Genomic DNA, 23804 nt, shown 5'->3' with positions numbered 1-23804 from the left:
GGAAGCCGAGTCGATCAAGCCCGTGGGCCCAGACGTCCCGGCGGGGTGGGTGGTCACCCGCGCCAGACCGGCGCAGAATGGCTCGGTCGAGAGGAGGCGGGACGCGTGACGCTGGCGCTCTACCGCAAGTACCGACCGCGCACCTTCGCCGAGATGATCGGCCAGGAGCAGGTCACCGAGCCGTTGTCGCAGGCCCTGCGTAGCGGGCGGCTCAACCACGCCTACCTCTTCTCCGGCCCACGCGGCTGCGGCAAGACCTCCAGCGCCCGCATCCTGGCCCGTTCGCTCAACTGCGAGCAGGGCCCCACTCCCGAGCCGTGCGGCAAGTGTGAGTCCTGCCGCTCGCTGACCACCGACGGTGCCGGCTCGATCGACGTCATCGAGATCGACGCGGCCAGCCACGGTGGTGTCGACGACGCCCGCGAGCTGCGCGAGAAGGCGTTCTTCGCGCCGGCCCGCAGCCGCTTCAAGATCTACATCATCGACGAGGCGCACATGGTCTCGACGCAGGGCTTCAACGCCCTGCTCAAGCTGGTCGAGGAGCCGCCGGAGTACGTCAAGTTCATCTTCGCCACCACCGAGCCGGAGAAGGTCCTCGGCACGATCCGCTCGCGGACCCACCACTACCCGTTCCGGCTGTTCCCACCGAAGGTGCTGCGCCCGTACCTCGAACAGCTCACCCAGGCCGAGGGCGTCACCATCGAGCCGGCGGTCTTCCCCCTGGTGGTGCGCGCCGGTGGCGGCAGCATGCGGGACAGCCTCTCGGTGCTCGACCAGCTCATCGCCGGCGCCGGGCAGGAGGGGGTCACCTACGCCCGGGCCGCCGCGCTGCTCGGCGTCACCGACGCCGCGCTGATCGACGAGATGTGCGACGCGCTGGCCGCCGGGGACGGCGCCGCCGCGTACGCCACCGTCGACCGGGTCGCCGAGGCCGGGCACGACCTGCGCCGGTTCGCCTCCGACCTGCTGGAACGGCTGCGCGACCTCATCGTGATCCAGCAGGTGCCGGACGCCGCCACGAAGGGCCTCATCGACGGCCCCGCCGACCAGATCGAGCGGATGGCCGCCCAGGCCGCCCAGCTCGGCCCGGGCACGCTCTCCCGCTGCGCCGACATCGTCCACGACGGCCTGGTGGAGATGCGCGGCACCACCGCGCCCCGGCTGCTGCTGGAGCTGATCTGCGCCCGGATGCTGCTCCCCGGCGTGGACGATTCCACCGGTGGCCTCCTCCAGCGCCTCGAACGGATGGAACGCCGGCTCACCCTGGGCGGCACCGACGCGCCGTCGGCCGCCGCGCCAGCGACAACCCCAGGGGTACGCCCACAGCACGCCCCTCCGGTCCCGGCTGCCGCACACCCCGCACCCGCCGATGCCCCGACCTCCGCACCGCCGTGGGATGTCGACCCGACGGTGTCCCCGGCCCCGCGAACCGCACGTACTCCAGGCTCGGCCGCCTCGGATGCTGCCGGTGTTGCCGGCTCGGCTGCTGTCGGCACGACCGCCTCCGGTGCTGCCGGCCCGGACGCTGCCGCCTCGGGCGTCCGAGGCTCGCACGCGCCCTCGGGTGCGGACTCCCCGATCCCGGCGTCGCCCGGCGCGTCGACGGCGGCCCCCACTTCCGCTGACCGGACCGCGCCCGTCTCGCCCGCCGGACCGGGCACCGGCTCGGCGACCCCGCGTCGGGTGGTACCGCCGTCGGCCGTGCTGCCCGACCCGGCGACCCCCGCGCCACCACGCCCGGATGCGCCAGCCCCTGCGCTGGACGCGGTCGCGGTGCGCCGGGTCTGGCCCGACGTGGTCGGCAAGGTCAACCGGACCAACAAGCGGATCGCCGCCCTGATGCGTGACGCGGTGGTCCGCGAACTCGACGGCGACATGCTGGTGTTGACCGTGAAGTCGTCCGTGCTGGCCAAGATGATGGCCGATCACTCGGCGGTGCTGACCGACGCGCTCTACGAGGAGTTGGGCGGGCGTTGGCAGATCCGCTGCGAGGTGGCCGGCGAGCGGGGCGGCACGTCGCTGTCCGGCCCGCCGCGCTCCCAGCCCACCGCACCGGCCCGACCCGCCACGCCGCCGGCTGCCGCCCCGACGAGCGCGCCGCCAACTGGGCCCAGCTCGAACGCGCCTGGCTCGAACGCCGCGCCCGGCTCGAACGGGCCTGGCTCGAACGCGCCCAGCTCGAACGCGCCTGGCTCGAACGCGCCTGGCTCGAACGCGCCTGGCTCGAACGCGCCTGGCTCGAACGGCGCTCCCAGCTCAAATGCGCCCAGCTCGAACGCCGAGTTCGGCTCGAATCCCGGGTCGCGCTCGAACCCCGCGCCAAGCTCGAATCCCGCAGGCCTCAGCGCAGAATCTGGCTCGAACGCCGTCGGGCCGGGGAGTGCGGCGGCCAACGCCTCGACCGCTGCTGCCGGTCCGACGACCGCGCTGTCCACCGCGGCGAGCCCGACCGGCGCGGCCGGCTCGGCTTCGCCCGGCGGTGTCGGCGCGGGCTCCGGTGGTCACGGAGTTGGTGGGCAGGGCGCAGCGTCGTCCGCCACGGCGGCGGACGACGACGGTGACTGGCCGGAAGCGGCCCGCCCCGGCGGTGCCGCCCCGGTCTCCGAGGCTACCGACGACGAGGACTGGCCGGAGGCCGCCCGCCCCGGTGGCGCGTTGGCCGGAACCGAATCGAACTCCCACTCCGTGCCGCCCTCGACCGGCGCGAACGGCAGCGGCACCAACGGGAGCGGCACCAACGGCGCCGGCCCGAACGGCAGCGTCGCGAACGGCGGTGTCAGCACCAACGGCGCTGGGGCGAACGGCACCGGGCCAGGCGGTTCGGGCGGTCCCGCGGCGGCGGCCGGTGGCGGTAAGCCGGGCGGACGGGGTAACTCGACACCTGCGACACGGCAGCCGGCGACAGCCGGTGGCGCCCCGGTGAGCAGCGCCATCGCCGCAGCTCGCGCGGCGGCGGCGGGGCGGGGTGCGCGTACCGGAGCGGCAACCCGGCCTGTCGCGGACGCCGAATGGGCCGGCGAGCCGCCCTACGACCCGGACTTCGACGGCCCGGCGCGGGCCGGCCGACCCGGCGGCGCTGCACCGGCCCCGGCCCTTGAGGGGTTCGACCCGGGCGACGAGCCGCTCGACGAGATCATCGATGAGAAGACCGCCCGGGAGTCGAGCGAGGAGCAGGCGGTACGCCTACTGCGCGAGACCTTCGGCGCCGAGAAGATCAACGAGATCGACGCCCGCTAGCCCCCACTCTCCTCGATCTTGCAGTTTCGGTTGCCCTTCTGCGTGGAATGCCCCTTATGCAGGCGCAGAAAGTGCAAGATCGCGGGGGTGGGGGGTCTCGGCGAGGAGGACTCCGAGGCAGCAGGCCCAGAGGGGGAAGGGCAGCACGGCTACTCGTTCCATGCCGCCCACCCCGATGCCGGTGCCCTGCTGGGCGACGAACAGCACGGTCCCGACCAGCGCGGTGAGCCCGGCGGCGAGGGAGAACCGTCGCCACCGGCCGAGCACCGTGGAGTTCGGCGCGAAGCCGGCGAGGAGCAGGCCGACGTTACCCGTGCTCATGATCAGGAAAGCGCCGAGGACGTGCCGGTTCTCGTCGACGTCGGCGGGATTGAGAGCCACCAGGGCATAACCGCCGGTGGCCAGCAGCAGGAGGATCTGCGCCGAGCGCACCATGCCGCCCCGGCCGAGGAGCCGCCAGGTCAGCAGCAGCCCGGCGGCGAGCAGAACGGCGGTGGCCAGCATCGCGGCGTTCATGAGTGGATGCCAGGGCGAGCAGACGAACCGGGGTCGGGTGGTGTCCCAGGTCCCGCAGTGGGCGTTGCCGAGGTCGCTGATGTTGTGGGTGGCCCAGCTGTAGGTCGGCTCGCGCCACCGCAGTCCGGTGATCAGACTTGCCACGAGGAAGATCGGTGCGGCCGCCGCCCAGCAGAGCGCGGCGACGCGGCCACTACGGGTGAGGTTCATACCGTCGAGCAGACCAGTACGAGGGTGCCCGGCGCACTACCGGCAGACCGCCGGTTCGGGGTAGTGGTAGCCGTACCTCGAAGGCGGTTCGACGGGGTGGACGGTGTTCCCGTGCGCTGTCAGGATGTGCGCCGTGAAGATCATCTCGACTGCCGAGGAAGCAGCCGACGGCAGCCGGTTCGGCCGTGACCACGCGAAGGCGGCGGTGCTGGCGACCGCTGGCCTGATCCTGTTGATCTCGGCGCGGTCGATGTCGTGGGTGACGGTGCGTCCCAACGGGTTCGCCGTGGACCGGCTGTTCGGTCGAGCGCCCTCGACCGAGGCGCGGACGTTCGGGCTGACCGACCTCGCGGGCTACTGGCAACCGCTGTACGTCGGGTGGGCGTTGCTGCTGGTGCTGCTGGTGGCGGCGTGGGTACGGCCGCACTGGCGGTTCGGTGTGCGGTTGGCCGCGATTCTGCTCGGTGTGGTGCTGGGAGTCGGCACCCTTCTGCCGGCCACGGCCGCCATCGACGTCAGCGGTTTCCCGGCACACGATCATCCCGACGCCGACCTCCTTGGTGGCGTCTGGTCCGCGCTGTTCGGGGTGCTGTTGCTGGTACGCGCCGTCACGGCCCTGCCGGAGCCGGCGACGCCTACCGCACCGGAACCGGCGACGCCGACCGCTGCCGCCGTATTCGTGGATGAGCCTGCCGCGACGGATTCGACCCCCTTCGTCTGGCAGGGTTCCCGCCCGAACACCCGACCGGAGGCGCCCTGGTGGCGACGCCCCGCGCCGATCTCCGGCGTGCTGGCGGTCCTCGGCGTGGCAGTCCTCCTCGTCACGGTCAGCTGGCGGGCGATCGACTCGGCCGACGACCAGACCCCCGACCTCGGTGCGCTGGTGGTGGCGGCTCCCGCCGGTTGGGCCCCTGCCACGCCGGCCGTGGCGGACGACCAGGTCGACCTGGGTCGGGTTCTGCCGCTCTCCGAGGCGCGAGCGCACCTGCTCGCCGAGCAGACGGGCGGCGACCTGGTTCACGCGGCCGCCTCGGCCTGGACCCGCCCGGACGCCACCCTCGTGTCGATCACCCTGCTCCAGTTCGGATCGGCGGGGTCGGCGGACCAGTTCCAGCGTTCCTACAGCGACCTGCGGGAGGCGACCCCCGGCGAGGTGACGCCGCTCGCCGAGGTGCCGGGGTCTGCGGCCTTCGTGAATGCCGAGCGGACCGGGGTGTGGGCCGTCGCCGGCCGGCACGAGATCGTCCTGATCGTCAGCGCGGTCGGCGGCCCGCCGGGCAGCGTGCCGGTCGTCGAGTCCCTGGTCCGCGAGCAGTACGACCGGCTCTGAGTCCCGGCGTCCCCGACCCGCGATGAAGGAGCCCCGGGCCTCGGCGTGGGCGGACGCACCGGGCACGGCGACGTCGGTCCCAGCGGATAGGCTGGTCGGCGGCCGAGCAGACGAGTGCGAGAAGGAGCCATCCGTGCGCCCAGGTGGACAGCCGAACATGCAGCAGATGCTGAAGCAGGCGCAGAAGATGCAGCAGCAGATCGCCGCCGCCCAGGCCGAGCTGGCCGAGGCCGAGCTGACCGGCACGGCCGGCGGAGGGCTGGTCACCGCGACCGTCTCCGGCGGCGGCGAGCTGAAGGCCATCAAGATCGACCCGAAGGCCGTCGACCCGGACGACGTGGAGACGCTGGAAGACCTGGTGGTGGCGGCCGTGCACAACGCCGCCGAGGCGGCTCGTGAGTTGACCGAGCGCAAGATGGGCCCGGTCGCCGGCGGCATGGGCGGCCTCGGCCTGCCCGGTTTCTGAGCCGGCAGATGTACGAAGGTGCCATCCAGGATCTGATCGACGAGCTGGGGCGACTGCCGGGCGTGGGCCCGAAGAGCGCCCAGCGGATCGCGTTCCACGTCCTCTCGGCCGATCCGGCCGACGTCAACCGGCTGGCCGGCGCGCTGCGCAAGGTCAAGGAGCTGGTGCGCTTCTGCACGACCTGTTACAACGTGGCGGAGTCCGAGCAGTGCCGGATCTGCCGCGATCCGCGCCGCACCGACGAGGTGCTGTGCGTGGTGGAGGAACCCAAGGACGTGGTGGCCGTCGAGCGGACCGGTGAGTTCCGGGGCCGCTACCACGTGCTCGGCGGCGCGATCAATCCGCTGGAAGGCATCGGCCCGGACAATCTGCGTATCCGGGAGTTGATGACCCGGTTGAGCAGCGGCACGGTGCGGGAGCTGATCCTGGCGACCGACCCCAACACCGAGGGCGAGGCGACAGCCACCTACCTGGCGCTGATGGTGAAGCCGATGGGTCTCGCGGTGACCCGGCTGGCCAGCGGCCTACCGGTCGGCGGCGACCTCGAGTACGCCGACGAGATCACCCTGGGCAGGGCCTTCGAGGGCCGCCGGGCGGTCTGAGTTTCCAGATTCGACGATGGCCGACACCCGCACGGGTGCCGGCCATCGTCGCGTACGTGCCCGGAAATGATCTGACACCTCGGCCCCTATCGGGCCTGTTCGACGTAACAGTTTGGCATCGCGGGTGCAGAATCCACGGTCGCGGCCCGCTTTCACCTTCGAATCTTCTGTCAAGCGGCGGTTGAGGCACGATCCGATACCAACAGTCCATCCCACGGTTTCCGGCTGGACGCCCCGAGAGCTATGGTCACCGCCATCGGTGACCCCTGTCACCACGTTGTCCGTACCCCCAAGGACGAGGTGAAGCACACATGCGTGCACCCAGGCCGAAGGTCGCCATCGCGGCCGTCGCGGTCGCGGCCCTCGCGGTAGCAGGCTGCGCCGAGAGCAACCGCGACGACAATTCCAGCGGTAGCAAGAAGGACACCCTCGTCTTCGGCGTCGCCGGAGACCCGAAGGTGCTCGACCCGAGCTTCGCCAGCGACGGTGAGTCGCTGCGCGTGGCGCGTCAGGTCTTCGAGACCCTGGTCCGGCCCGAGGAGGGTGGCACCAAGGTCACCCCCGGCCTGGCCGAGTCCTGGACCCCGGACGCCGCCGGCACCACCTGGACGTTCAAGCTGCGGTCCGGCGTGAAGTTCCACGACGGCACCGACTTCAACGCCGAGGCGGTCTGCGCCAACTTCGACCGCTGGTACAACGCCAAGGGCCTCATGCAGAGCCCGGACGTGACGGCGTACTGGCAGGACGTCATGGGCGGCTTCGCCAAGAACGAGAACGCGGACCTCCCGCCGAGTCTCTTCAAGTCCTGCTCCGCCAAGGACGCGACCACCGTCGACCTGGCGTTCACCCGGGTGTCCAGCAAGATCCCGGCCGCGCTGATGCTTCCCTCGTTCTCCATCCACAGCCCGAAGGCGCTCCAGGAGTTCGACGCCAGCAACGTGGGTGGCACGGCGGACGACATCAAGTACCCGGCGTACGCGACGGCGCACCCGACCGGTACCGGCCCGTTCAAGTTCAAGTCCTGGGACGTCGCGAACAAGACGCTGACCCTGGAGCGCAATGACGACTACGCGGGCGCCAAGGCCAAGCTGAAGACGCTCATCTTCAAGACGATCTCCGACGAGAACGCCCGTAAGCAGGCGCTGCGCTCCGGCGACATCCAGGGCTACGACCTGGTCGGCCCGGCGGACGTCGAGCCGCTGAAGGGCGAGGGCTTCAACGTCCTCACCCGTCCGGCGTTCAACGTGCTCTACCTGGCGATCAACCAGAAGGGCAACCCGAAGCTCGCCGACGTCCGCGTCCGGCAGGCCATCGCGTACGCGCTGAACCGCCAGCAGCTGGTCGACTCGAAGCTGCCCCCGGGCGCGAAGGTCGCCGACAACTTCATGCCGGACACGGTCGAGGGCTGGAACGGTGACGTCACCAAGTACACCTACGACCCGGCGAAGGCGAAGGCTCTGCTGGCCGAGGCCGGCGCGTCGAACCTGACCCTGCGGTTCCACTACCCGACCGAGGTCACCCGGCCGTACATGCCGAACCCGAAGGACATCTTCGAGCTGCTGTCGGCGGACCTGAAGGCGGTCGGCATCACCGTCGAGGCGATCCCGCTGAAGTGGAGCCCGGACTACCTGAACGCCACCACGTCCGGCAGCAAGCACGACATCCACTTCCTGGGCTGGACCGGCGACTACGGCGACGCCTACAACTTCATCGGCACCTTCTTCGACCGGCCGAAGGACGAGTGGGGCTTCAACAACAAGGCCCTGTTCGACCAGTTCAAGGACGCGGACACCACCGCCGACATCGCGGCCCGGACCGAGAAGTACAAGGCCCTGAACAAGTCCATCATGGACTTCCTGCCGGGTGTGCCGATCTCGCACTCCCCGCCGGCGATCGTGTTCGGCAAGGACGTGACCGGCGTCAAGGCGAGCCCGCTGACTGACGAGCGGTACGCAACCGCCGAATTCAAGTAGGTTCTGCACCAAGGCAAGGAACGCGGGCGGGCGCTGGCACACAGCGTCCGCCCGTAACCCTCCGCAACCCCTTCGAGGCCGCCGTGTTCCGGTTCATCGTCAGACGCCTGCTCCAGCTGATACCCACGCTGTTCGGGCTCTCCCTCCTGCTCTTCATCTGGCTCCGGCGACTGCCCGGAGGCCCCGAGACCGCCATCCTCGGTGAGCGCGGCACGCCCGAGATGCGTGCGGCCATCCGGCACAACATGGGCCTCGACGAGCCCATCCTGGTGCAGTACGGCCGGTTCGTGCGGCGGATGGTCCAGCTCGACCTGGGCACCTCGACCTCCACCAAGCGACCGGTCACCACCGAGTTCATCGAGCGCTTCCCCGGCACCGTCGAGCTGACGATCACCGCGATGGTGATCGCGATCGGCGTGGGTATCCCGCTGGGCTACCTGGCGGCCCGTCGCCGCGGCCGGTTCCTCGACCACGCCTCGGTGGGCGGGTCGCTGATCGGCATCTGCATCCCGGTCTTCTTCCTGGGCTACGTGCTCAAGGCGATCTTCTCGGAGAACCTGCACTGGTTCCCCTCCAGCGGCCGGCAGGACCCGACGCTCGGGGCCACCCGGATCACCAACTTCTTCGTCCTCGACGGGCTCATGACCCGCGAGTGGGACGCCGCGGCCGACGCTCTCTGGCATCTCGTGCTGCCCAGCATCGCGTTGGCCAGCATCCCGCTGGCGATCATCGTCCGGATCACCCGGGCGAGCGTGCTCGAAGTGCTCAACGAGGACTTCGTGCGTACCGCCGAGGCCAAGGGGCTCACCGAGCAGACCGTCCGGCGTCGGCACGTGCTGCGCAACGCGATGCTGCCGGTGGCCACCTCGATCGGTCTGCTCGCCGGCGGTCTGCTCTCCGGCGCCGTGCTGACCGAGACCGTCTTCGCCTTCAGTGGCATCGGAGCCTTCGTCGCCGAGGCCATCGGCCAGCGCGACTATCCGGTGCTGATGGGCTTCATCCTGATCATCGCGGTGGTGTACGTGCTGGTGAACCTCCTGGTCGACCTCTCCTACAGCTTCATCGACCCGAGGGTGAGGGTGCGATGACACTCTCCCCGGGCAAGAAGCGCGAGAAGATCGACCGGCTCTCCGAGCTGGCCGCCCGCGACGACGAGCGGGGCGTCAGCCTCTGGCAGGAGGCGTTCCGCCGGCTGCGCGGCAACCCGGCCGCGATCGTCGGTGCCGTCATCCTGGCGCTCTTCGTGCTGGTCGCGGTCATCGGACCGTTCCTCGTGCCGTACGCACCGACCGACACGATCGGCATCCGGGAGGGGCTGATCAAGCCGGGTGTCATCCCGGGGCCCGACGGTGACCACTGGTTCGGCTATGACCACCAGGGCCGCGACGAGTTCAGCCGGATGATCGTCGGTGCTCGGCAGACCCTGCTGGTCGGCGTGGTCTCCACCCTGATCGGTCTGGCGATCGGCGCGTTGATCGGTGGTGTCTCCGGTGCCGCGGCGGGCCTCGGTGGCCGCTGGGGACGCTGGATCGACACCACCCTGATGCGGTTCGTCGACATGCTGTTGGCGATGCCGAGCCTGCTGCTGGCGGTGAGCATCGCCGCTCTGCTCGGGGCCAGCCTGACCACTGTGATGATCGCGGTCGGCGTCGTCTCGGTGCCGGTCTTCGCCCGGCTGCTGCGCGGCTCGATGATCTCCCAGTCCAACAGCGACTACGTCCTCGCGGCCACCTCGCTCGGCGTGAAGAAGTCGAAGATCGCGCTGACCCACGTGGTGCCGAACTCGCTCGCCCCGGTGATCGTGCAGGCCACGCTCACCCTGGCCACCGCGATCATCGAGGCCGCTGCGCTGTCCTTCCTCGGTCTCGGCAACCCGGACACCGCCGTGCCGGAGTGGGGGGTGATGCTCGCCGACGCGCAGCAGTACCTCGGAATCCGGCCGTCGCTGGCGATCTACCCGGCGATCGCGATCATCATCACCGCGCTCGGCTTCACCCTGCTCGGTGAGGCGATGCGCGAGGCCCTCGACCCGAAGCTGCGGAAGTAGGCCCGGTATGTGTGAAGCGCGAGGAGTGAGCTTGCGAGCCCCGCAGTCGCGAACGGAAGGCCGCATGTGTGAAGCGCGAGGAGTGAGCTTGCGAGCCCCGCAGTCGCGAACGGAAGGCCAGTAATGGCACTGCTCGAAGTTGATGATCTCTCCGTCACGTTCGCGCGACGCGGCCAGCGCGCCGTGCACGCCGTCGACGGTGTCTCCTTCTCGGTCGACGCCGGTCAGGTGGTCGGCCTGGTCGGTGAGTCCGGCTGCGGCAAGAGCGTCACCTCGCTGGCGATCATGGGTCTGCTGCCGAAACAGCCGGGCCTGCGGGTGGGCGGCAAGGCTGTCTTCGACGGCACCGACCTGCTCCAGCTCGACGACCGGTCGCGGCGTGACATCCGTGGTCGGGACATCGCGATGATCTTCCAGGACCCGCTCTCGTCACTGAACCCGGTGATCCCCATCGGTCTACAGGTCACCGAGGTGCTGGCGCGGCACCGGGGGATGAAGGGCGAGGCCGCGGCCAAGGAGGCGGCGGCGCTGCTGGACCGGGTCGGCATCCCCGACCCGAAGCGCCGGCTCAAGGAGTACCCGCACCAGCTCTCCGGCGGCATGCGGCAGCGGGCACTGATCGCCATGGCGGTGGCCTGCCAACCCCGGCTGCTGATCGCCGACGAGCCGACCACCGCGCTGGACGTCACCATCCAGGCCCAGATCCTGGAGCTGCTCAAGGAGCTGGTCCGGGACTCCGGCACCGCACTGTTGATGATCACGCACGATCTCGGTGTGGTGGCCGGCATGGTCGACACCGTCAACGTGCTCTACGGCGGTCGGGTGGTGGAGACGGCCCGCCGTCGTCCGCTGTTCCGCGAGCCACGGCACCCGTACACCGTGGGTCTGCTGGGGTCGGTGCCCCGACTCGACGCCGGACGGGGCGAGAGGCTCAACCCGATCCCCGGATCGGTCCGCGACCTGCTGCCCTGGCCGGACGGCTGCGCGTTCGCCCCGCGCTGCGCGCGGCGGACCGACGAATGCGTGGGTCAGCCGCCGGAGCTGGTGCTCACCCACGACGGTCGGAGCTACCGGTGCGTCAATCCGGAGCCGGTTCCCGGCACGGTGCCCGCCCCGCGCGAGGAGGAACAGGCGTGAGTGACAACGACACGCTCGTCGAGGTACGCGATCTGAAGGTGCACTTCCCGATCAAGCGGGGGGTGCTGTTCGACCGGGTGGTCGGCCACGTGCAGGCCGTCGACGGTGTGGACCTGACCATCGCGCGTGGCAAGACGTACGGCCTGGTCGGCGAGTCCGGCTGCGGCAAGTCCACGCTCGGCCGGGCGCTGCTGCAGCTCACTCCGCCCACCTCCGGGGAGGTCACCTTCGACGGCGTCGAGCTGACCACGCTGGCGCCGGGCAAGCTGCGGTCGATGCGTCGCCGGATGCAAATGATCTTCCAGGACCCGATGTCCAGCCTCGACCCGCGGCAGAACGTCGAGTCGATCCTGACCGAGGGCATGCAGACCCACGGGATCGGCGCCGACCGCGCCGAACGCCGGCGGCTCATCGGCGAGACGCTGGACGCGGTGGGGTTGCCCCGCTGGGCGCTGTCGCGCTACCCGCACGAGTTCTCCGGCGGGCAGCGGCAGCGCATCGGCATCGCCCGCGCGCTGGTGCTCGGGCCGGAGCTGATCGTCGCCGACGAGCCGGTCTCGGCGCTCGACGTCTCGATCCAGGCCCAGGTCGTGAACCTGCTCGACGAGTTGCAGGACAGTCTGGGGCTGACCTACCTGGTGATCGCACACGACCTCGCGGTGGTCCGGCACATCTCCGACACCGTCGGCGTCATGTACCTGGGCGCGCTCGTCGAGGAGGCACCGAGCGACCGCCTCTACACCGAGCCCATGCACCCGTACACGCGGGCGTTGATGTCCGCCGTTCCGGTGCCCGACCCGGACGTGGAGGACCGGCGGGAGCGCATCCTGCTCGCCGGTGACCTGCCGTCGCCGGCCAACCCGCCGTCCGGCTGCCGATTCCACACCCGCTGCCCGTGGGCGCAGCCCACCCGCTGCTCCGATGAGCGGCCGGCGCTGCGGGAGATCGGCGGCAGCCGGGTGGCGTGCCACTTCGCCGAGCAGATCGCCAGCGGCGAACTGCGCCCGCACGGGGTCAGCGCACAGATTGTCCGCCCCGAGGGCGAGGGGGAGACGCCGGGTGTGGTCTCCGCCCCCACCGAACCCGGCTCGTACGTCTGACCGCGTTCGCGCTCGCCCCGGTCCGGTGACACCGGGGCGAGCGCGGCGGTTCAGCCCTCCGGGCGGTTCAGCAGCCCGACGGCGACGCTGTGCACCGCGTCCAGCCCCGCCGGATCGGCCAGCGCGGCCGACCCGCCGGTCACCGCGTACCACTCGTCCGCGTCCTTGTACTGCACCCGCAGGGTGACCTTGCCGTCCGCGTACTCGGTGCGCAGGGTCAACTCACCGGTGACGACGCCGACCTCGTCGGTCATCACCCCGCCCGGACCGGGCACGATGTCGGCGGTGCGGCTCTGCGGGGCACTCGCGCCGGTCGAGTCGGCGACCATGCCGGCCCCCGGCACCGCGGCCGGCGTGTCGCCGGTGCCGTCGGCCGTCATCCCGGCGGCGGACGGGGCGCTGTCCGCGTCCGTCTCGGCGTCTGTCGCCGCTTCCTCGCTCATCAACAGCCCTCCAACATGTCGGTCAGGGCGGCCTTCTCGGCAGCGGTCACCGTCAGCTTCCAGTAGTGCTTCACCGTCACCCAGTCCTTGGCGTACTGGCACCAGTACGACCGGTTCGCCGGCTTCCACTGGGACGGGTCCTGGTCACCCTTTGCCCGATTTGAGGACGCGGAAACCGCGATGAGCTGCGGACGTGTCGTGTCGTTGGCGAAGTCGCCGCGCTTGGCGTTGTCCCACTCGTCGGCGCCCGAGCGCCATGCGTTGGCCAACGGCACGGTGTGGTCGATGTCCACGTCGGAGGGATCGGTCGCGCTGCGACCGTCGTACACGCTCTCCCAGCGACCACCGACCACGTTGCAGCCGGAGAGCTTCACGTCCTTGCCGTCGCGTTGCAGGATGCTGTCCCGCACGTCGCAGTTCTTGCCGGTGTCCCGCCAGTGCGGGAAGCGTTCTCGGCTGTAACCCTTCATCGAGCTGGCGTTGGCGACGGTCAGCTGGCCCAGCTGCTCGACGGCATTACCGCCGCCGCCACCCGGCGCCGGCGTGGTCTCCGCCTCGTCGGGCGGGACGCAACCGGCCATGCCGAGCGCCAGCGCCGCGACGAGCGCGGCCACCGATGCACGCGGTCCTGATCTGGTACGCACAGACGACACCTCTCCAGCTTGCGGGCTCCCGGCGATTGCGCACAGTACCCGGGGATGGTTTCGGCGTTTCGTGGCGTCTCCCACAATCTGCAAGGCAGATTGTGGGGATGACCATCTCCGTACCGTCGCCCGCACTGCGGATGGGCACCGCCGCCGGCCGAGGAACCCTGCTCGCGGCGGTGCTTGCCTCCGGCATGGTCTTCCTGGACACCACAGTCGTCAACGTGGCACTGCCGAAACTTGGTCAGGATCTCGGTGCCAACGTGGCAGATCTTCAGTGGACCGTCAACGGGTACCTGCTGACGCTGGCGGCGTTCGTCCTGCTCGGCGGATCCCTCGGAGACCGCTTCGGCCGGCGGCGGGTCTTCCTGATCGGGGTGTTCTGGTTCACCATCGCGTCGGTGCTGTGCGGCCTGGCCCAGGGCACCGGCACTCTCATCGCGGCCCGCATCGTCCAGGGCGCGGGCGGGGCGCTCCTCACGCCCGGTTCGCTCGCGGTGCTCCAGGCCAGTTTCCACCCCGACGACCGGGGTCGGGCAATCGGCGCGTGGGCCGGACTGTCCGGAGTGTCCACGGCGTTGGGACCGTTCATCGGCGGCTGGCTGATCGACGCGCTCTCCTGGCGGTGGATCTTCTTCCTCAACCTGCCGATCGCCGTACCGGTCGTGCTGGCAGCGCTGCGCTGGGTGCCGGAGAGCCGCGACGAGAACGCCTCCCGCACGCACGGTCCGGGCCGTACGCGACGCCGCTTCGACGTGGCCGGGGCACTGCTCGGCGCACTCGCGCTCGCCGGCGTCACGTACGCCCTGATCGACGCGCCCGCGCGTGGCTTCGCCTCCGCCCCGGTCCTGGTCGCCGCGCTGGTCGGTGTGGTGGCCGCGGTGGCCTTCGTGCTGCTGGAACGGCGGCGGGGGGACACCGCGATGCTGCCCACCGGGCTGTTCAGCAGCCGACTGTTCTCCGTCCTGAACCTCTTCACCGTGGTGGTCTACGCGGCGCTGAGCGGTTTCACCTTCTTCTTCGCCGTCTACCTCCAGAACGTCGTCGAGTGGTCGGCGCTGCGCACCGGCATTTCCCTGCTGCCGATGACCCTGCTGCTGTTGGTCGGATCGGCCCGGGCCGGTGCGCTGTCGGCGCGGATCGGCCCTCGACTGCCGCTGGCCGTCGGGCCGGTCGTGGCCGCCGGCGGTCTGCTGCTGCTGCGCGGCGTCGGGCCGGGCGCGTCCTACTGGACCGACGTGCTGCCCGGGGTGCTGCTCTTCGGCCTCGGGCTGACCCTGGTCGTGGCGCCGCTGACGGCGTCGGTGCTCGCGGCGGTGCAGGACCGGTTCTCCGGCGTCGCCAGTGGCTTCAACAACGCCGCGTCCCGGGCCGGAGGCCTGCTCGCGGTGGCCGCGCTACCGCTGCTGGTCGGCCTCTCCGGCGGCGGGTACGAGCAGAAGGCCGAGCTGACGGACGCGTTCCGCGGGGCGCTGGCCTGGTGCGCGGGGCTGCTGCTGGTCGGCGCGGTGCTGGCGCTCGTGCTGGTGCACCGGCCGCCGCGTGCGGCACCGCCGTCGCAGCCCTGCCACTCGATGCCCGCCGCCACGCCCCCGAAGTAGAACCGCACCTCCGGGGGCGTGGCGTCCGCGTCAGCGGCGGGCGCGGTTGACGGCGCTGGTGACCGCCTTGATCGAGGCCGTCACGATGTTGGCGTCGGTACCGACACCCCAGACCGTCCGACCGTCCACCTCGCACTCCACGTACGCGGCCGCCTGCGCGTCACCGCCGGAGGACAGCGCGTGCTCGTGGTAGTCGAGCACCCGTACGCCCACGCCGACCGCCTGGAGCGCGTTGACGTACGCGTCGATGGGGCCGTTGCCGACCGCGGCGAGCGAGTGCCGTTCGCCGCCGACACCGACCTGGGCCTCGATCTCGACCTTGCCGTCGGCGGTGCCGATCGTGTAGCCGGCCAACCGGACCGCAGGGTCCGGCTGGTGGTCCAGCAGGTAGTGCGTCGCGAAGATCTCCCACATGGCGGTCGGGTCGACCTCGCCGCCGTCGTGGTCGGTGACCTGCTGCACGACCCCGGAGAACTCGATCTGGAGCCGGCGCGGCAGGTCGAGCTGGTGCTCGCTCTTCATGATGTACGCGACGCCGCCCTTGCCGGACTGCGAGTTGACCCGGATGACCGCCTCGTAGGTGCGGCCCAGGTCCTTCGGGTCGATCGGCAGGTAGGGCACCGCCCAGGTGTGCTCGTCGACCGGTACGCCCGCGGCCTTCGCGTCCGCGATCAGGGCGTCGAAGCCCTTCTTGATCGCGTCCTGGTGGGAGCCGGAGAAGGCGGTGTAGACCAGGTCGCCCGCGTACGGGTGGCGCTCGTGTACCGGGAGCTGGTTGCAGTACTCGACGGCCCGCCGGATCTCGTCGATGTTCGAGAAGTCGATCATCGGGTCGATGCCCTGGGAGAAGATGTTGAGCCCCAGCGTCACCAGGTCGACGTTTCCGGTGCGCTCACCGTTGCCGAACAGGCAGCCCTCGATGCGGTCCGCGCCGGCCAGCAGGCCCAGCTCGGCGGCGGCGACCCCGGTGCCCCGGTCGTTGTGCGGGTGCAGGCTCAGCACGACGCTGTCGCGGCGCGGCAGACGCCGGTGCATCCACTCGATCGAGTCGGCGTACACGTTCGGCGTGGCCATCTCGACGGTGGCCGGCAGATTGATGATCAGCGGGCGGTCGGGCGTCGGGTCGATCACGTCGATGACCCGGGAGCAGACCTCCAGCGCGTACTCCAGCTCGGTGCCCGTGTACGACTCCGGCGAGTACTCGTAGAAGATCTCGGTGTCCGGGGTGTGGATCTCCGCGTACTTCTGGCAGAGCCGCGCCCCGGAGGTGGCGATGTCGGCGATGCCGTCCCGGTCCAGGCCGAAGACCACCCGCCGCTGGAGCGTGGAGGTCGAGTTGTAGAAGTGGACGATGGCCCGCTTCGCGCCGCGCAGCGACTCGAACGTCCGGTCGATCAGGTGCTCCCGGCACTGCGTGAGCACCTGGATGGTGACGTCGTCCGGGATCATGTCGTCTTCGATGAGCTGCCGGACGAAGTCGAAGTCGGTCTGGCTGGCCGACGGGAAGCCGACCTCGATCTCCTTGTAGCCCATCTGCACCAGCAGCTGGAACATCCGCCGCTTGCGCTCGGGCGACATCGGGTCGATCAGCGCCTGGTTGCCGTCGCGCAGATCCACCGCGCACCAGCGCGGCGCGGCCTCGACCGTGCGGGTGGGCCAGGTGCGGTCCGGCAGGTCGACCCGGAACTGCTCCTGGTACGGCTGGTAGCGGTGGTACGGCATCCGGCTGGGGCGTTGCCGGGCGATCGGATCGGTCTCGGCGTCGGTGACAGGTTGAGCCATCTCGGAATGCTCCCTGGAACATGTGGCGTCAGCAGATCGGAAGGTGTCGGCGAGCTGCCGGGCGACGGTGCGCGGCGGTGCCGAGAGGAAGATCAGATGTGCTGGACGGCGCGATGCAACTCCGCGACGAGGTGCCGGCCGGTCAGGCCTCGTCGCGGCGGCTAAGGAGGAGAAGCGCCTGCCACATGACCAGGTCACCCTACGTGATGGGACGAAGGGTGCAAAGGCTGGTCCGGACTATGGGATCGATGTCATCGTCGGCTCCGGGGCCTGGGCACCGAGCCTCGGCGTCCGTCCGGTCCAGGCCACGGCGGGCACGATCGCCACTGCGAGCAGCACGAAGATCGCTGCCGTCGGTAACCACCCCCACCCGCCGGTGCTGACGCCGAGCGCGGTCAACCCCGCCGGAGCGATCAGGTACTGCACCTGCTCGCCGAGCCGCAGCGCCCCCACATACGCGCCGCGTTGGTCGTCCGGCGGAAGGGTGGCGGTGAACCCCCAGGCGCCCGCCGACTGGATCAGCTCGGCCAGGATCAGCAGCGTCGCGGCGGCCACCAGCACCACCACGGTGAGCGCGCCCCGGGTGACCCCGGAGATCGGCAGGACCAGGCAGGACACGGCGATCAGCAGGCCACCACGGCGGGAGGCTCGCGCCGCCCCCGCGGCGGTGTCGGCGCCCCGGCTGACGCGTACCTGGAGCAGCACGATCAGGACCGTGTTGAGCAGCACCAGAGCGGCGATCACCGTCTTCGGGGCGTCGGTGTGGGTGAGGATCCACAGCGGCATGACCGTCAGGTAGAGCACCCCGTGCGCGGTGAGCAGCCCGGACAGCAGGGACACCGCCATGAACGGCCGGTCCCGCAGCACGGCGAGCCGCCCCATCGGCTCCGCCGGCCTCCGTACCTGCGGCAACCGGGGCAGCCGCCGCACGAACAGGGCCGTCACCAGGATCACCGTCGCGATGAACCAGACCATCGCCCGGTACGCCTCGATCGTGTCCACGGCCAGCACCAGGCCGCTGATCACCGCGCCCAGACCGAAGCCGACGTTCAACGAGGAACGCTGGTACGCCATCGCGGTGACCCGCTCGGCCGGGGGGAGCGCGTTGATCGAGTAGACCTGCCGGGCCACGCCCGTCGACGCGTCCACCGCCGCCAGCGCCACCACCACGGCGAGGAAGCTCGCGAAGCCGCCCACGAACGGGTACGACGCGAAGAGCGCCGCGTCCAGCACCAACCCCACCACCCAGACCCGCTGCGGCCCGTACCGGTCGGTGAGCCCGCCCAGCGGCACGGTGCCCAGTAACGACACCCCCGCCGCGATGGACAGGCCCAGCCCGACCTGAGCGGCGCTGAGCCCCAGCGCCCGGGTGAAGAAGACGGCACTGCCGGCGTGGAACAGGCCGCTGCCGACGGCGTAGACCATGGCCTGCACGGCCAGCGCGCGAGTCAGACCGGCCGGCGGTACGACGTTCGCGACAGCGGTACGAATGGTGTCTCTGGTCCCCATGGCAGGGGAGTGAACCGTGCCCCCACGAGGACGGTCGAGCCTTTTAGGCTGGACCGAATCCTGCTCCCGGGAGGGCGCGTGTCCGAGTTGCGGTTCAGCCTGGCCGACGTGGCGGGCGTGCGGCTCGCCGTGTCGCCGGTCAACGAGACGGTCATGAGCATGTGGGCGCTGGCCAGCCCGGTCCGTCATGCGGTGCACCTGCCCTGGATCGACCGCGCCCGGGTGACCCTGCGTCGCCCCGAGGTGGCCGCCCGGGTCCGGCCGCTTGTGGAGCTGACCTGGCGAGGTTGCCCGTTGCCCGACTTCATCACCCCGGCGGCCCGGCCGAACGTGGAGATGGCCGACCAACTCGACCAGATCGCCGCGACACCGCCGGCCGTGGTGGTCCAGGACCTGCTGTCGACCACCGGGCGTCGGCCGCTGAGTCCGTTCGGGCAGGCGCTGCTCGCCGACCCCCGCGGGCTGCTGCCGCAGCTCGTCGACGCGATGCGGGTCTGGTACGACGAGGCGATCGCCCCGGACTGGTCGCGGATGCGGGCGCTGCTCGATGCCGACGTGGCGTACCGCGCCGCCCAGCTCGCCGAGAACGGCGCCGGTCGGTTCTTCGAACAGCTCCATCCGAGCCTGTGCTGGCTCGGCGACCGGGTGGTCAGCGACGACCCGTTCGAGCGGGACTTCGACCTCCGGGACCGTGGATTGGCGCTGAACCCGACGGTGTTCAGCCAGCGGCGAGTGCTGTGGAATCTGCTGGAGGACTCGCTGCCGGCCGCCGCGTATCCGGTCCGGGCGGTCGGGACGCTCTGGGAGACGGCCGCGCCGCCGCCGGGTGACCCGCTGGCACGGGTGATCGGCTCCGGCCGGGCCGCGCTACTGCACCTGCTCGACACCGCGACCACCACCACCGACCTGGCCCGACGCACCGGGATGTCCGCCGGGAACGTCTCGGCCCACCTGACCGCGCTGCACGCCGCCGGCCTGGTCGATCGCGCTCGGCAGGGTCGGCACGTCCTCTACCGCAACACCGACGCGGCAGCGGTGCTGCTCCGGGCCAGCCGGGGCGGCTGAGGTCAGGCGAGCAGCAGGTCGGCGACCGGGCGGCGGTGCCGCAGACCGGTCTCGCTGGCCCGCAGCTCGGCCGGCAGGGCGAACGGGTCACCGAGTCGCCCGACGGCGGCGACCACCAGCGGTCGGACACCGCCCGGGAGGTCGAATTCGGTGGCGAGGCCGGCCCGGTCGAAGCGGGTGAGCTGGCGGACGTGCAGACCGAGGGCGGTGGCCTGGAGAGTCAGGTGGGCGATCGCCTGGCCGAGGTCGTACGCGGCCCGCTCGGCGTCGCCGCCGGTGTGCGCGCCGACCACCAGGGTCGCGGCGTGCCGGGCCCAGCCCTGGTCGTCGTCCGGAAGGTTGATCAGGATGCGCTTGTGGTTCTCGTCGTCCCGGTGCCCGAGGGCGAACCGCCAGGGCTGCCTGTTGTCCGTCGACGGCGCCCACCGCGCGGCCTCCAGCAGCGAGGCCGCCTCCTCGGTGGTCAGCGTGGCGCTCGGGTCGAAGGCCCGAGGGCTCCAGCGGAAGGCGAGGAGTGGGGTCAGGTCAGCCATGCCATGAATCGTCCCCTATGGGCGATTAGTGCCCTGGGTCGGGTTATCCAGATGTGGGCAAGAGCACCCGTAACGGTACGAAGATCACGACGTTCCCGCGCTCGGGCTGAGTGACGGGTCGGGAGTCGGCGGGGCCGCGGTGTCCAGTGGTTCCGCGTCCACCACCGGCCCGGCCAACTGCACGGTGGCGGGTGCCGCGCCCGGCGGGGCGGCCAGCCGCAGCGTCCCGGCCTCGGTCCGGACACCGGTCGGCGTGCCGTCCGGGTCGTAGCAGTAGATGCCCACGTCCAGCGGCGCGTTGAGCGAGGCCGAGGTGGAGTCCACCGAGTAGCAGGCGCCGGTGAGGCCCTTGGGCGTGGCGGCCTGCGCCACCGCGAGCGGCGCCCGCCGGTCGGTCAGCACGTCCAGCCAGTCGGTGAGCGGATGCTGAACGCGGGGGTCCAGCCGGCGCGGGATGGCGTCGTCGCGTTCGCCGAGGCGTACGCAGCGCGCCGGCTCCGGGTGACCCGTCGAGGGCAGGGCGCACTGGAACAGCCCGTCGGAGGTGGCGGCCAGCGAGACGTCGGCGGTGCCGCCGAGCGCCCCACCCGGGACGTCGACCCGCCAACTGCCGTCGTTCGCGCTGATGAACACGATGGTGCGGTCCGGTTGGCCGCCCCGGCTGAATACGTACTGCGCCACCAGGTGACGATCCTGCGCGGCGGCGGCCAGCGCGGCCAGCTCGTCGCGCGTGCCCTCCACCTCGACGGGACCGGGATCGGCCGGCGGCGGGGGTGGGGGCTGCGCGCTGTCGCAGGCGACCAGGACTGCCGGCAGGGCGAGCACGAGCGGCCCGAGCACGCGGCCGGCCGAGCGGAGGAGGGCGGACACCGGCTCATTCTGGTGGGTACGGGCGACCTGTGGGCAACGGCGCACAGGCGGCGCCTCCCGGCGTGTCGTGGCAGCTTGTCCGCGTACCCCCGGCCCCTCGCGGACCTGGCCACCCGCGTCGGCCGGACGGCCGCGCGGGCCGGATGGTGGGATCACCCGACCCGTCGCCGTGACCCGCCGGATACCCTCAAGGGGTCTGACACGCGCCGCCGGCCCCGGTTCCGGCGGCGTCGGCACGCTCAGGGTCGCTGGGAGGGAGTGCACCGTCGTGGCACTCGTGGTGCAGAAGTACGGCGGGTCCTCCGTCGCCAACGCCGAGCGGATCAAGCGGGTGGCCGAGCGCATCGTCGCCGCCCGCAAGGCCGGCGACGACGTGGTGGTGGTGGTCTCCGCGATGGGTGACACCACCGACGAGCTGCTCGACCTGGCCAACCAGGTCAGCCCGCTGCCGCCGGGCCGTGAGCTGGACATGCTGCTCACCGCCGGAGAGCGGATCTCCATGGCCCTGCTGGCCATGGCCATCCACAACCTGGGGTACGAGGCCCGCTCGTTCACCGGTTCGCAGGCCGGCGTGATCACCACGTCGGTGCACGGCCGGGCGCGCATCATCGACGTCACCCCGGGGCGGCTCAAGGGCGCGCTCGACGAGGGCTCGGTGGTCATCGTGGCCGGTTTCCAGGGCGTCTCGCAGGACACCAAGGACGTCACCACGCTGGGTCGCGGTGGTTCGGACACCACCGCCGTGGCGCTCGCCGCCGCCCTGCACGCCGACGTCTGCGAGATCTACACCGACGTGGACGGCGTCTTCACCGCCGACCCGCGGATCGTGCCCAACGCCCGGCACATAAGGGACATCACCTACGAGGAGATGTTGGAGCTGGCGGCCTGCGGCGCGAAGGTGCTGCACCTGCGTAGCGTGGAATACGCCCGCCGGGCGGGGTTGCCGATCCATGTCCGTTCGTCATACTCGACCAACACCGGCACGATGGTCACCGGATCGATGGAGGACCTTTCCGTGGAGCAGGCATTGATCACCGGGGTCGCGCACGACCGCAGCGAGGCCAAGATCACGATTGTCGGCGTGCCCGACGAGCCGGGTGCCGCCGCGCGGATCTTCGACACCGTCGCCGAGGCCGAGATCAACATCGACATGATCGTGCAGAACGTCTCCACCGAGGGCACCGGCCGCACGGACATCTCGTTCACCCTGCCCAAGGCCGACGGCCCGACCGCGATGGCCGCCCTCAGCAAGATCCAGGAACCGGTCAAGTTCAAGGGCCTGCTCTACGACGACCACGTCGGCAAGGTCTCGCTGATCGGCGCCGGCATGCGCTCGCACCCCGGCGTCGCCGCCGGCTTCTTCGCCGCGCTCGGCGCTGCCGGGGTCAACATCGAGATGATCTCCACCTCCGAGATCCGGGTCTCCGTCGTCTGCCGGGACACCGACCTCGATGCCGCCGTACGCGCCATCCACGACGCGTTCGAGTTGGGCGGCGACACCGAAGCCGTGGTCTACGCCGGGACGGGTAGGTAGCGCCGATGACGGCGCTGCCCACCCTCGCCGTGGTCGGAGCGACCGGTGCCGTCGGCACCGTGATGTGCGAGCTGCTCACCGGGCGTCGCAACGTCTGGGGCGAGATCCGGCTCCTCGCCTCCGAACGGTCGGTCGGCAAGCGGGTGCGCTGCCGGGGCGAGGAGATGGTCGTCCAGGCGCTGACCCCGGAGGCGTTCGACGGGGTCCACGTGGCGATGTTCGACGTGCCCGACGAGGTCTCCGCCGAATGGGCCCCGATCGCGGTCGAGCGAGGCGCGATCGCGGTGGACAACTCCGGCGCGTTCCGGATGGACCGGGACGTCCCGCTGGTTGTCCCGGAGATCAACCCCGAGCAGGTCCGCAACCGTCCCCGGGGCATCATCGCCAACGCCAACTGCACCACCCTCGCGATGATCATCGCGGTCGCGCCGCTGCACCACGAGTACGGCCTGCGGGAACTGGTGCTCGCCTCCTACCAGGCGGTCTCCGGCGCCGGCCAGGCCGGCGTGGACATCCTGCACGACCAACTCGCCAAGGTCGCCGGCGATCGGGCGCTCGGCTCACGCACCGGTGACGTCCGTCAGGCGGTCGGCGACGACCTCGGCCCGTTCCCGGCACCGCTGGCGCTCAACGTGGTGCCCTGGGCGGGCTCGTCGGCCGACGGCGGCTGGTCCTCCGAAGAAATGAAGATCCGCAACGAGTCGCGGAAGATCCTCGGCCTGCCCGACCTCAAGGTCAGCTCCACCTGCGTCCGGGTACCGGTGGTCACCGCCCACTCGGTGGCCGTGCACGCGGTCTTCGCCACCGAGGTCGACGCCGAGGGCGCCCGCGAGGCGCTGCGCAACGCACCCGGTGTGATCGTGGTCGACGACCCCGCCGCAGGTGAGTTCCCGATGCCGATCGACGCGGTCGGCACCGACCCGAGCTGGGTCGGCCGCATCCGCCGCGCCCTGGACGACCCCCGCGCCCTCGACTTCTTCGTCACCGGCGACAACCTCCGCAAGGGCGCAGCCCTCAACACGGCCCAGATAGCCGAACTCCTGGCCAAAGAACTCCGCACCCCGTAACAACCCCCGCCCCGCCCCGCCCCGCCCCGCCCCGCCCCGCCTTGCCGCGCCCCGCCCCGCCCCGCCGCGCCCCGCCGCGCCTCGTCGATCTTGCACTTTCTGTCGCGGCATAAGGCGTGAAGGTGGGCAAAACGGCAA

The 23804-nt window shown here is 71.2% G+C and carries 20 protein-coding genes; 13 read left to right on the top strand and 7 right to left on the bottom strand.

The features are described from left to right. Nucleotides 1-105 precede the first annotated feature (105 nt). Nucleotides 106-3237: a DNA polymerase III subunit gamma and tau gene (locus ABZU91_RS13580; protein ID WP_355238762.1), complete on the top strand. Its 3132-nt coding sequence runs from the start codon at nucleotides 106-108 to the stop codon at nucleotides 3235-3237. Between the two features lie 54 nt (nucleotides 3238-3291). Here the strand turns inward: ABZU91_RS13580 and ABZU91_RS13575 are convergent, their stop codons facing one another. After that, nucleotides 3292-3963: a DUF998 domain-containing protein gene (locus ABZU91_RS13575; RefSeq protein WP_355238759.1), complete on the bottom strand. Its 672-nt coding sequence runs from the start codon at nucleotides 3961-3963 to the stop codon at nucleotides 3292-3294. A 133-nt stretch (nucleotides 3964-4096) separates the two neighbouring features. On the opposite strand from ABZU91_RS13575, the gene ABZU91_RS13570 reads away from it, so the two are divergent. From ABZU91_RS13570 to ABZU91_RS13535, 8 genes are all read left to right on the top strand, one after another. Next, entirely contained in the window at nucleotides 4097-5293 is a 1197-nt protein-coding gene (locus ABZU91_RS13570; RefSeq protein ID WP_355238756.1) for a hypothetical protein, read from the top strand. A 157-nt stretch (nucleotides 5294-5450) separates the two neighbouring features. Next, entirely contained in the window at nucleotides 5451-5759 is a 309-nt protein-coding gene (locus tag ABZU91_RS13565; RefSeq protein WP_355238853.1) for a YbaB/EbfC family nucleoid-associated protein, read from the top strand. An 8-nt stretch (nucleotides 5760-5767) separates the two neighbouring features. Continuing rightward, nucleotides 5768-6361 (top strand): recombination mediator RecR, encoded by a 594-nt coding sequence (recR, locus tag ABZU91_RS13560; protein ID WP_355238753.1) that lies wholly within the window; start codon nucleotides 5768-5770, stop codon nucleotides 6359-6361. Nucleotides 6362-6672: 311 nt separating this feature from the next. Beyond that, nucleotides 6673-8334: an ABC transporter substrate-binding protein gene (locus ABZU91_RS13555; RefSeq protein ID WP_355238750.1), complete on the top strand. Its 1662-nt coding sequence runs from the start codon at nucleotides 6673-6675 to the stop codon at nucleotides 8332-8334. A gap of 83 nt (nucleotides 8335-8417) precedes the next feature. After that, the gene (locus tag ABZU91_RS13550) at nucleotides 8418-9422 is read left to right on the top strand and encodes an ABC transporter permease (RefSeq protein ID WP_355238747.1); all 1005 of its coding nucleotides are present in this window, start codon (nucleotides 8418-8420) and stop codon (nucleotides 9420-9422) included. Next, entirely contained in the window at nucleotides 9419-10381 is a 963-nt protein-coding gene (locus ABZU91_RS13545) for an ABC transporter permease (protein WP_355238744.1), read from the top strand. Before ABZU91_RS13550 ends, ABZU91_RS13545 begins: the two co-directional genes overlap by 4 nt. Before the next feature lie 123 nt (nucleotides 10382-10504). Next, the gene (locus ABZU91_RS13540; RefSeq protein ID WP_355238741.1) at nucleotides 10505-11518 is read left to right on the top strand and encodes an ABC transporter ATP-binding protein; all 1014 of its coding nucleotides are present in this window, start codon (nucleotides 10505-10507) and stop codon (nucleotides 11516-11518) included. Continuing rightward, nucleotides 11515-12618, top strand: coding sequence for an oligopeptide/dipeptide ABC transporter ATP-binding protein (locus tag ABZU91_RS13535; protein WP_355238738.1), 1104 nt, complete (start codon nucleotides 11515-11517; stop codon nucleotides 12616-12618). Before ABZU91_RS13540 ends, ABZU91_RS13535 begins: the two co-directional genes overlap by 4 nt. Nucleotides 12619-12668: 50 nt before the next feature. Here ABZU91_RS13535 and ABZU91_RS13530 read toward each other — a convergent pair whose 3' ends face one another. Both ABZU91_RS13530 and ABZU91_RS13525 read right to left on the bottom strand, forming a co-directional pair. Next, nucleotides 12669-13061 carry a hypothetical protein gene (locus tag ABZU91_RS13530; RefSeq protein ID WP_355238735.1) on the bottom strand — a complete coding sequence of 131 codons (393 nt, stop codon included), beginning with the start codon at nucleotides 13059-13061 and terminating at the stop codon, nucleotides 12669-12671. Beyond that, nucleotides 13061-13705, bottom strand: a complete 645-nt coding sequence (locus ABZU91_RS13525; protein WP_355238732.1) for an HNH endonuclease family protein — start codon at nucleotides 13703-13705, stop codon at nucleotides 13061-13063. Before ABZU91_RS13525 ends, ABZU91_RS13530 begins: the two co-directional genes overlap by 1 nt. Before the next feature lie 107 nt (nucleotides 13706-13812). Here ABZU91_RS13525 and ABZU91_RS13520 point away from each other — a divergent pair, with 107 nt between their 5' ends. Next, nucleotides 13813-15306 carry an MFS transporter gene (locus ABZU91_RS13520; RefSeq protein WP_355238729.1) on the top strand — a complete coding sequence of 498 codons (1494 nt, stop codon included), beginning with the start codon at nucleotides 13813-13815 and terminating at the stop codon, nucleotides 15304-15306. Nucleotides 15307-15336: 30 nt separating this feature from the next. Here ABZU91_RS13520 and leuA read toward each other — a convergent pair whose 3' ends face one another. Both leuA and ABZU91_RS13510 read right to left on the bottom strand, forming a co-directional pair. Then, a complete protein-coding gene (gene leuA / locus ABZU91_RS13515; RefSeq protein WP_355238726.1) occupies nucleotides 15337-17088 on the bottom strand; it encodes a 2-isopropylmalate synthase in 1752 nt (583 codons plus the stop codon). A 237-nt stretch (nucleotides 17089-17325) separates the two neighbouring features. Continuing rightward, the gene (locus ABZU91_RS13510) at nucleotides 17326-18597 is read right to left on the bottom strand and encodes an MFS transporter (RefSeq protein ID WP_355238723.1); all 1272 of its coding nucleotides are present in this window, start codon (nucleotides 18595-18597) and stop codon (nucleotides 17326-17328) included. Nucleotides 18598-18675: 78 nt separating this feature from the next. Here ABZU91_RS13510 and ABZU91_RS13505 point away from each other — a divergent pair, with 78 nt between their 5' ends. Beyond that, nucleotides 18676-19662: a MarR family transcriptional regulator gene (locus tag ABZU91_RS13505; RefSeq protein ID WP_355238720.1), complete on the top strand. Its 987-nt coding sequence runs from the start codon at nucleotides 18676-18678 to the stop codon at nucleotides 19660-19662. 2 nt (nucleotides 19663-19664) lie between these two features. On the opposite strand, the gene ABZU91_RS13500 is transcribed toward ABZU91_RS13505, so the two are convergent. Both ABZU91_RS13500 and ABZU91_RS13495 read right to left on the bottom strand, forming a co-directional pair. Next, entirely contained in the window at nucleotides 19665-20195 is a 531-nt protein-coding gene (locus tag ABZU91_RS13500; protein WP_355238717.1) for a nitroreductase family protein, read from the bottom strand. A gap of 84 nt (nucleotides 20196-20279) precedes the next feature. Next, entirely contained in the window at nucleotides 20280-21065 is a 786-nt protein-coding gene (locus ABZU91_RS13495) for a hypothetical protein (protein WP_355238714.1), read from the bottom strand. A gap of 268 nt (nucleotides 21066-21333) precedes the next feature. On the opposite strand from ABZU91_RS13495, the gene ABZU91_RS13490 reads away from it, so the two are divergent. Both ABZU91_RS13490 and ABZU91_RS13485 read left to right on the top strand, forming a co-directional pair. Beyond that, a complete protein-coding gene (locus ABZU91_RS13490) occupies nucleotides 21334-22599 on the top strand; it encodes an aspartate kinase (protein ID WP_355238711.1) in 1266 nt (421 codons plus the stop codon). Between the two features lie 5 nt (nucleotides 22600-22604). After that, a complete protein-coding gene (locus ABZU91_RS13485) occupies nucleotides 22605-23666 on the top strand; it encodes an aspartate-semialdehyde dehydrogenase (RefSeq protein ID WP_355238708.1) in 1062 nt (353 codons plus the stop codon). The last annotated feature ends 138 nt before the right edge of the window (nucleotides 23667-23804 follow it).

This window comes from Micromonospora sp. NPDC005174 (genome assembly GCF_040608495.1).
Taxonomy (GTDB): domain Bacteria; phylum Actinomycetota; class Actinomycetes; order Mycobacteriales; family Micromonosporaceae; genus Micromonospora.
This window is presented reverse-complemented; position numbering and strand designations above follow the sequence as displayed.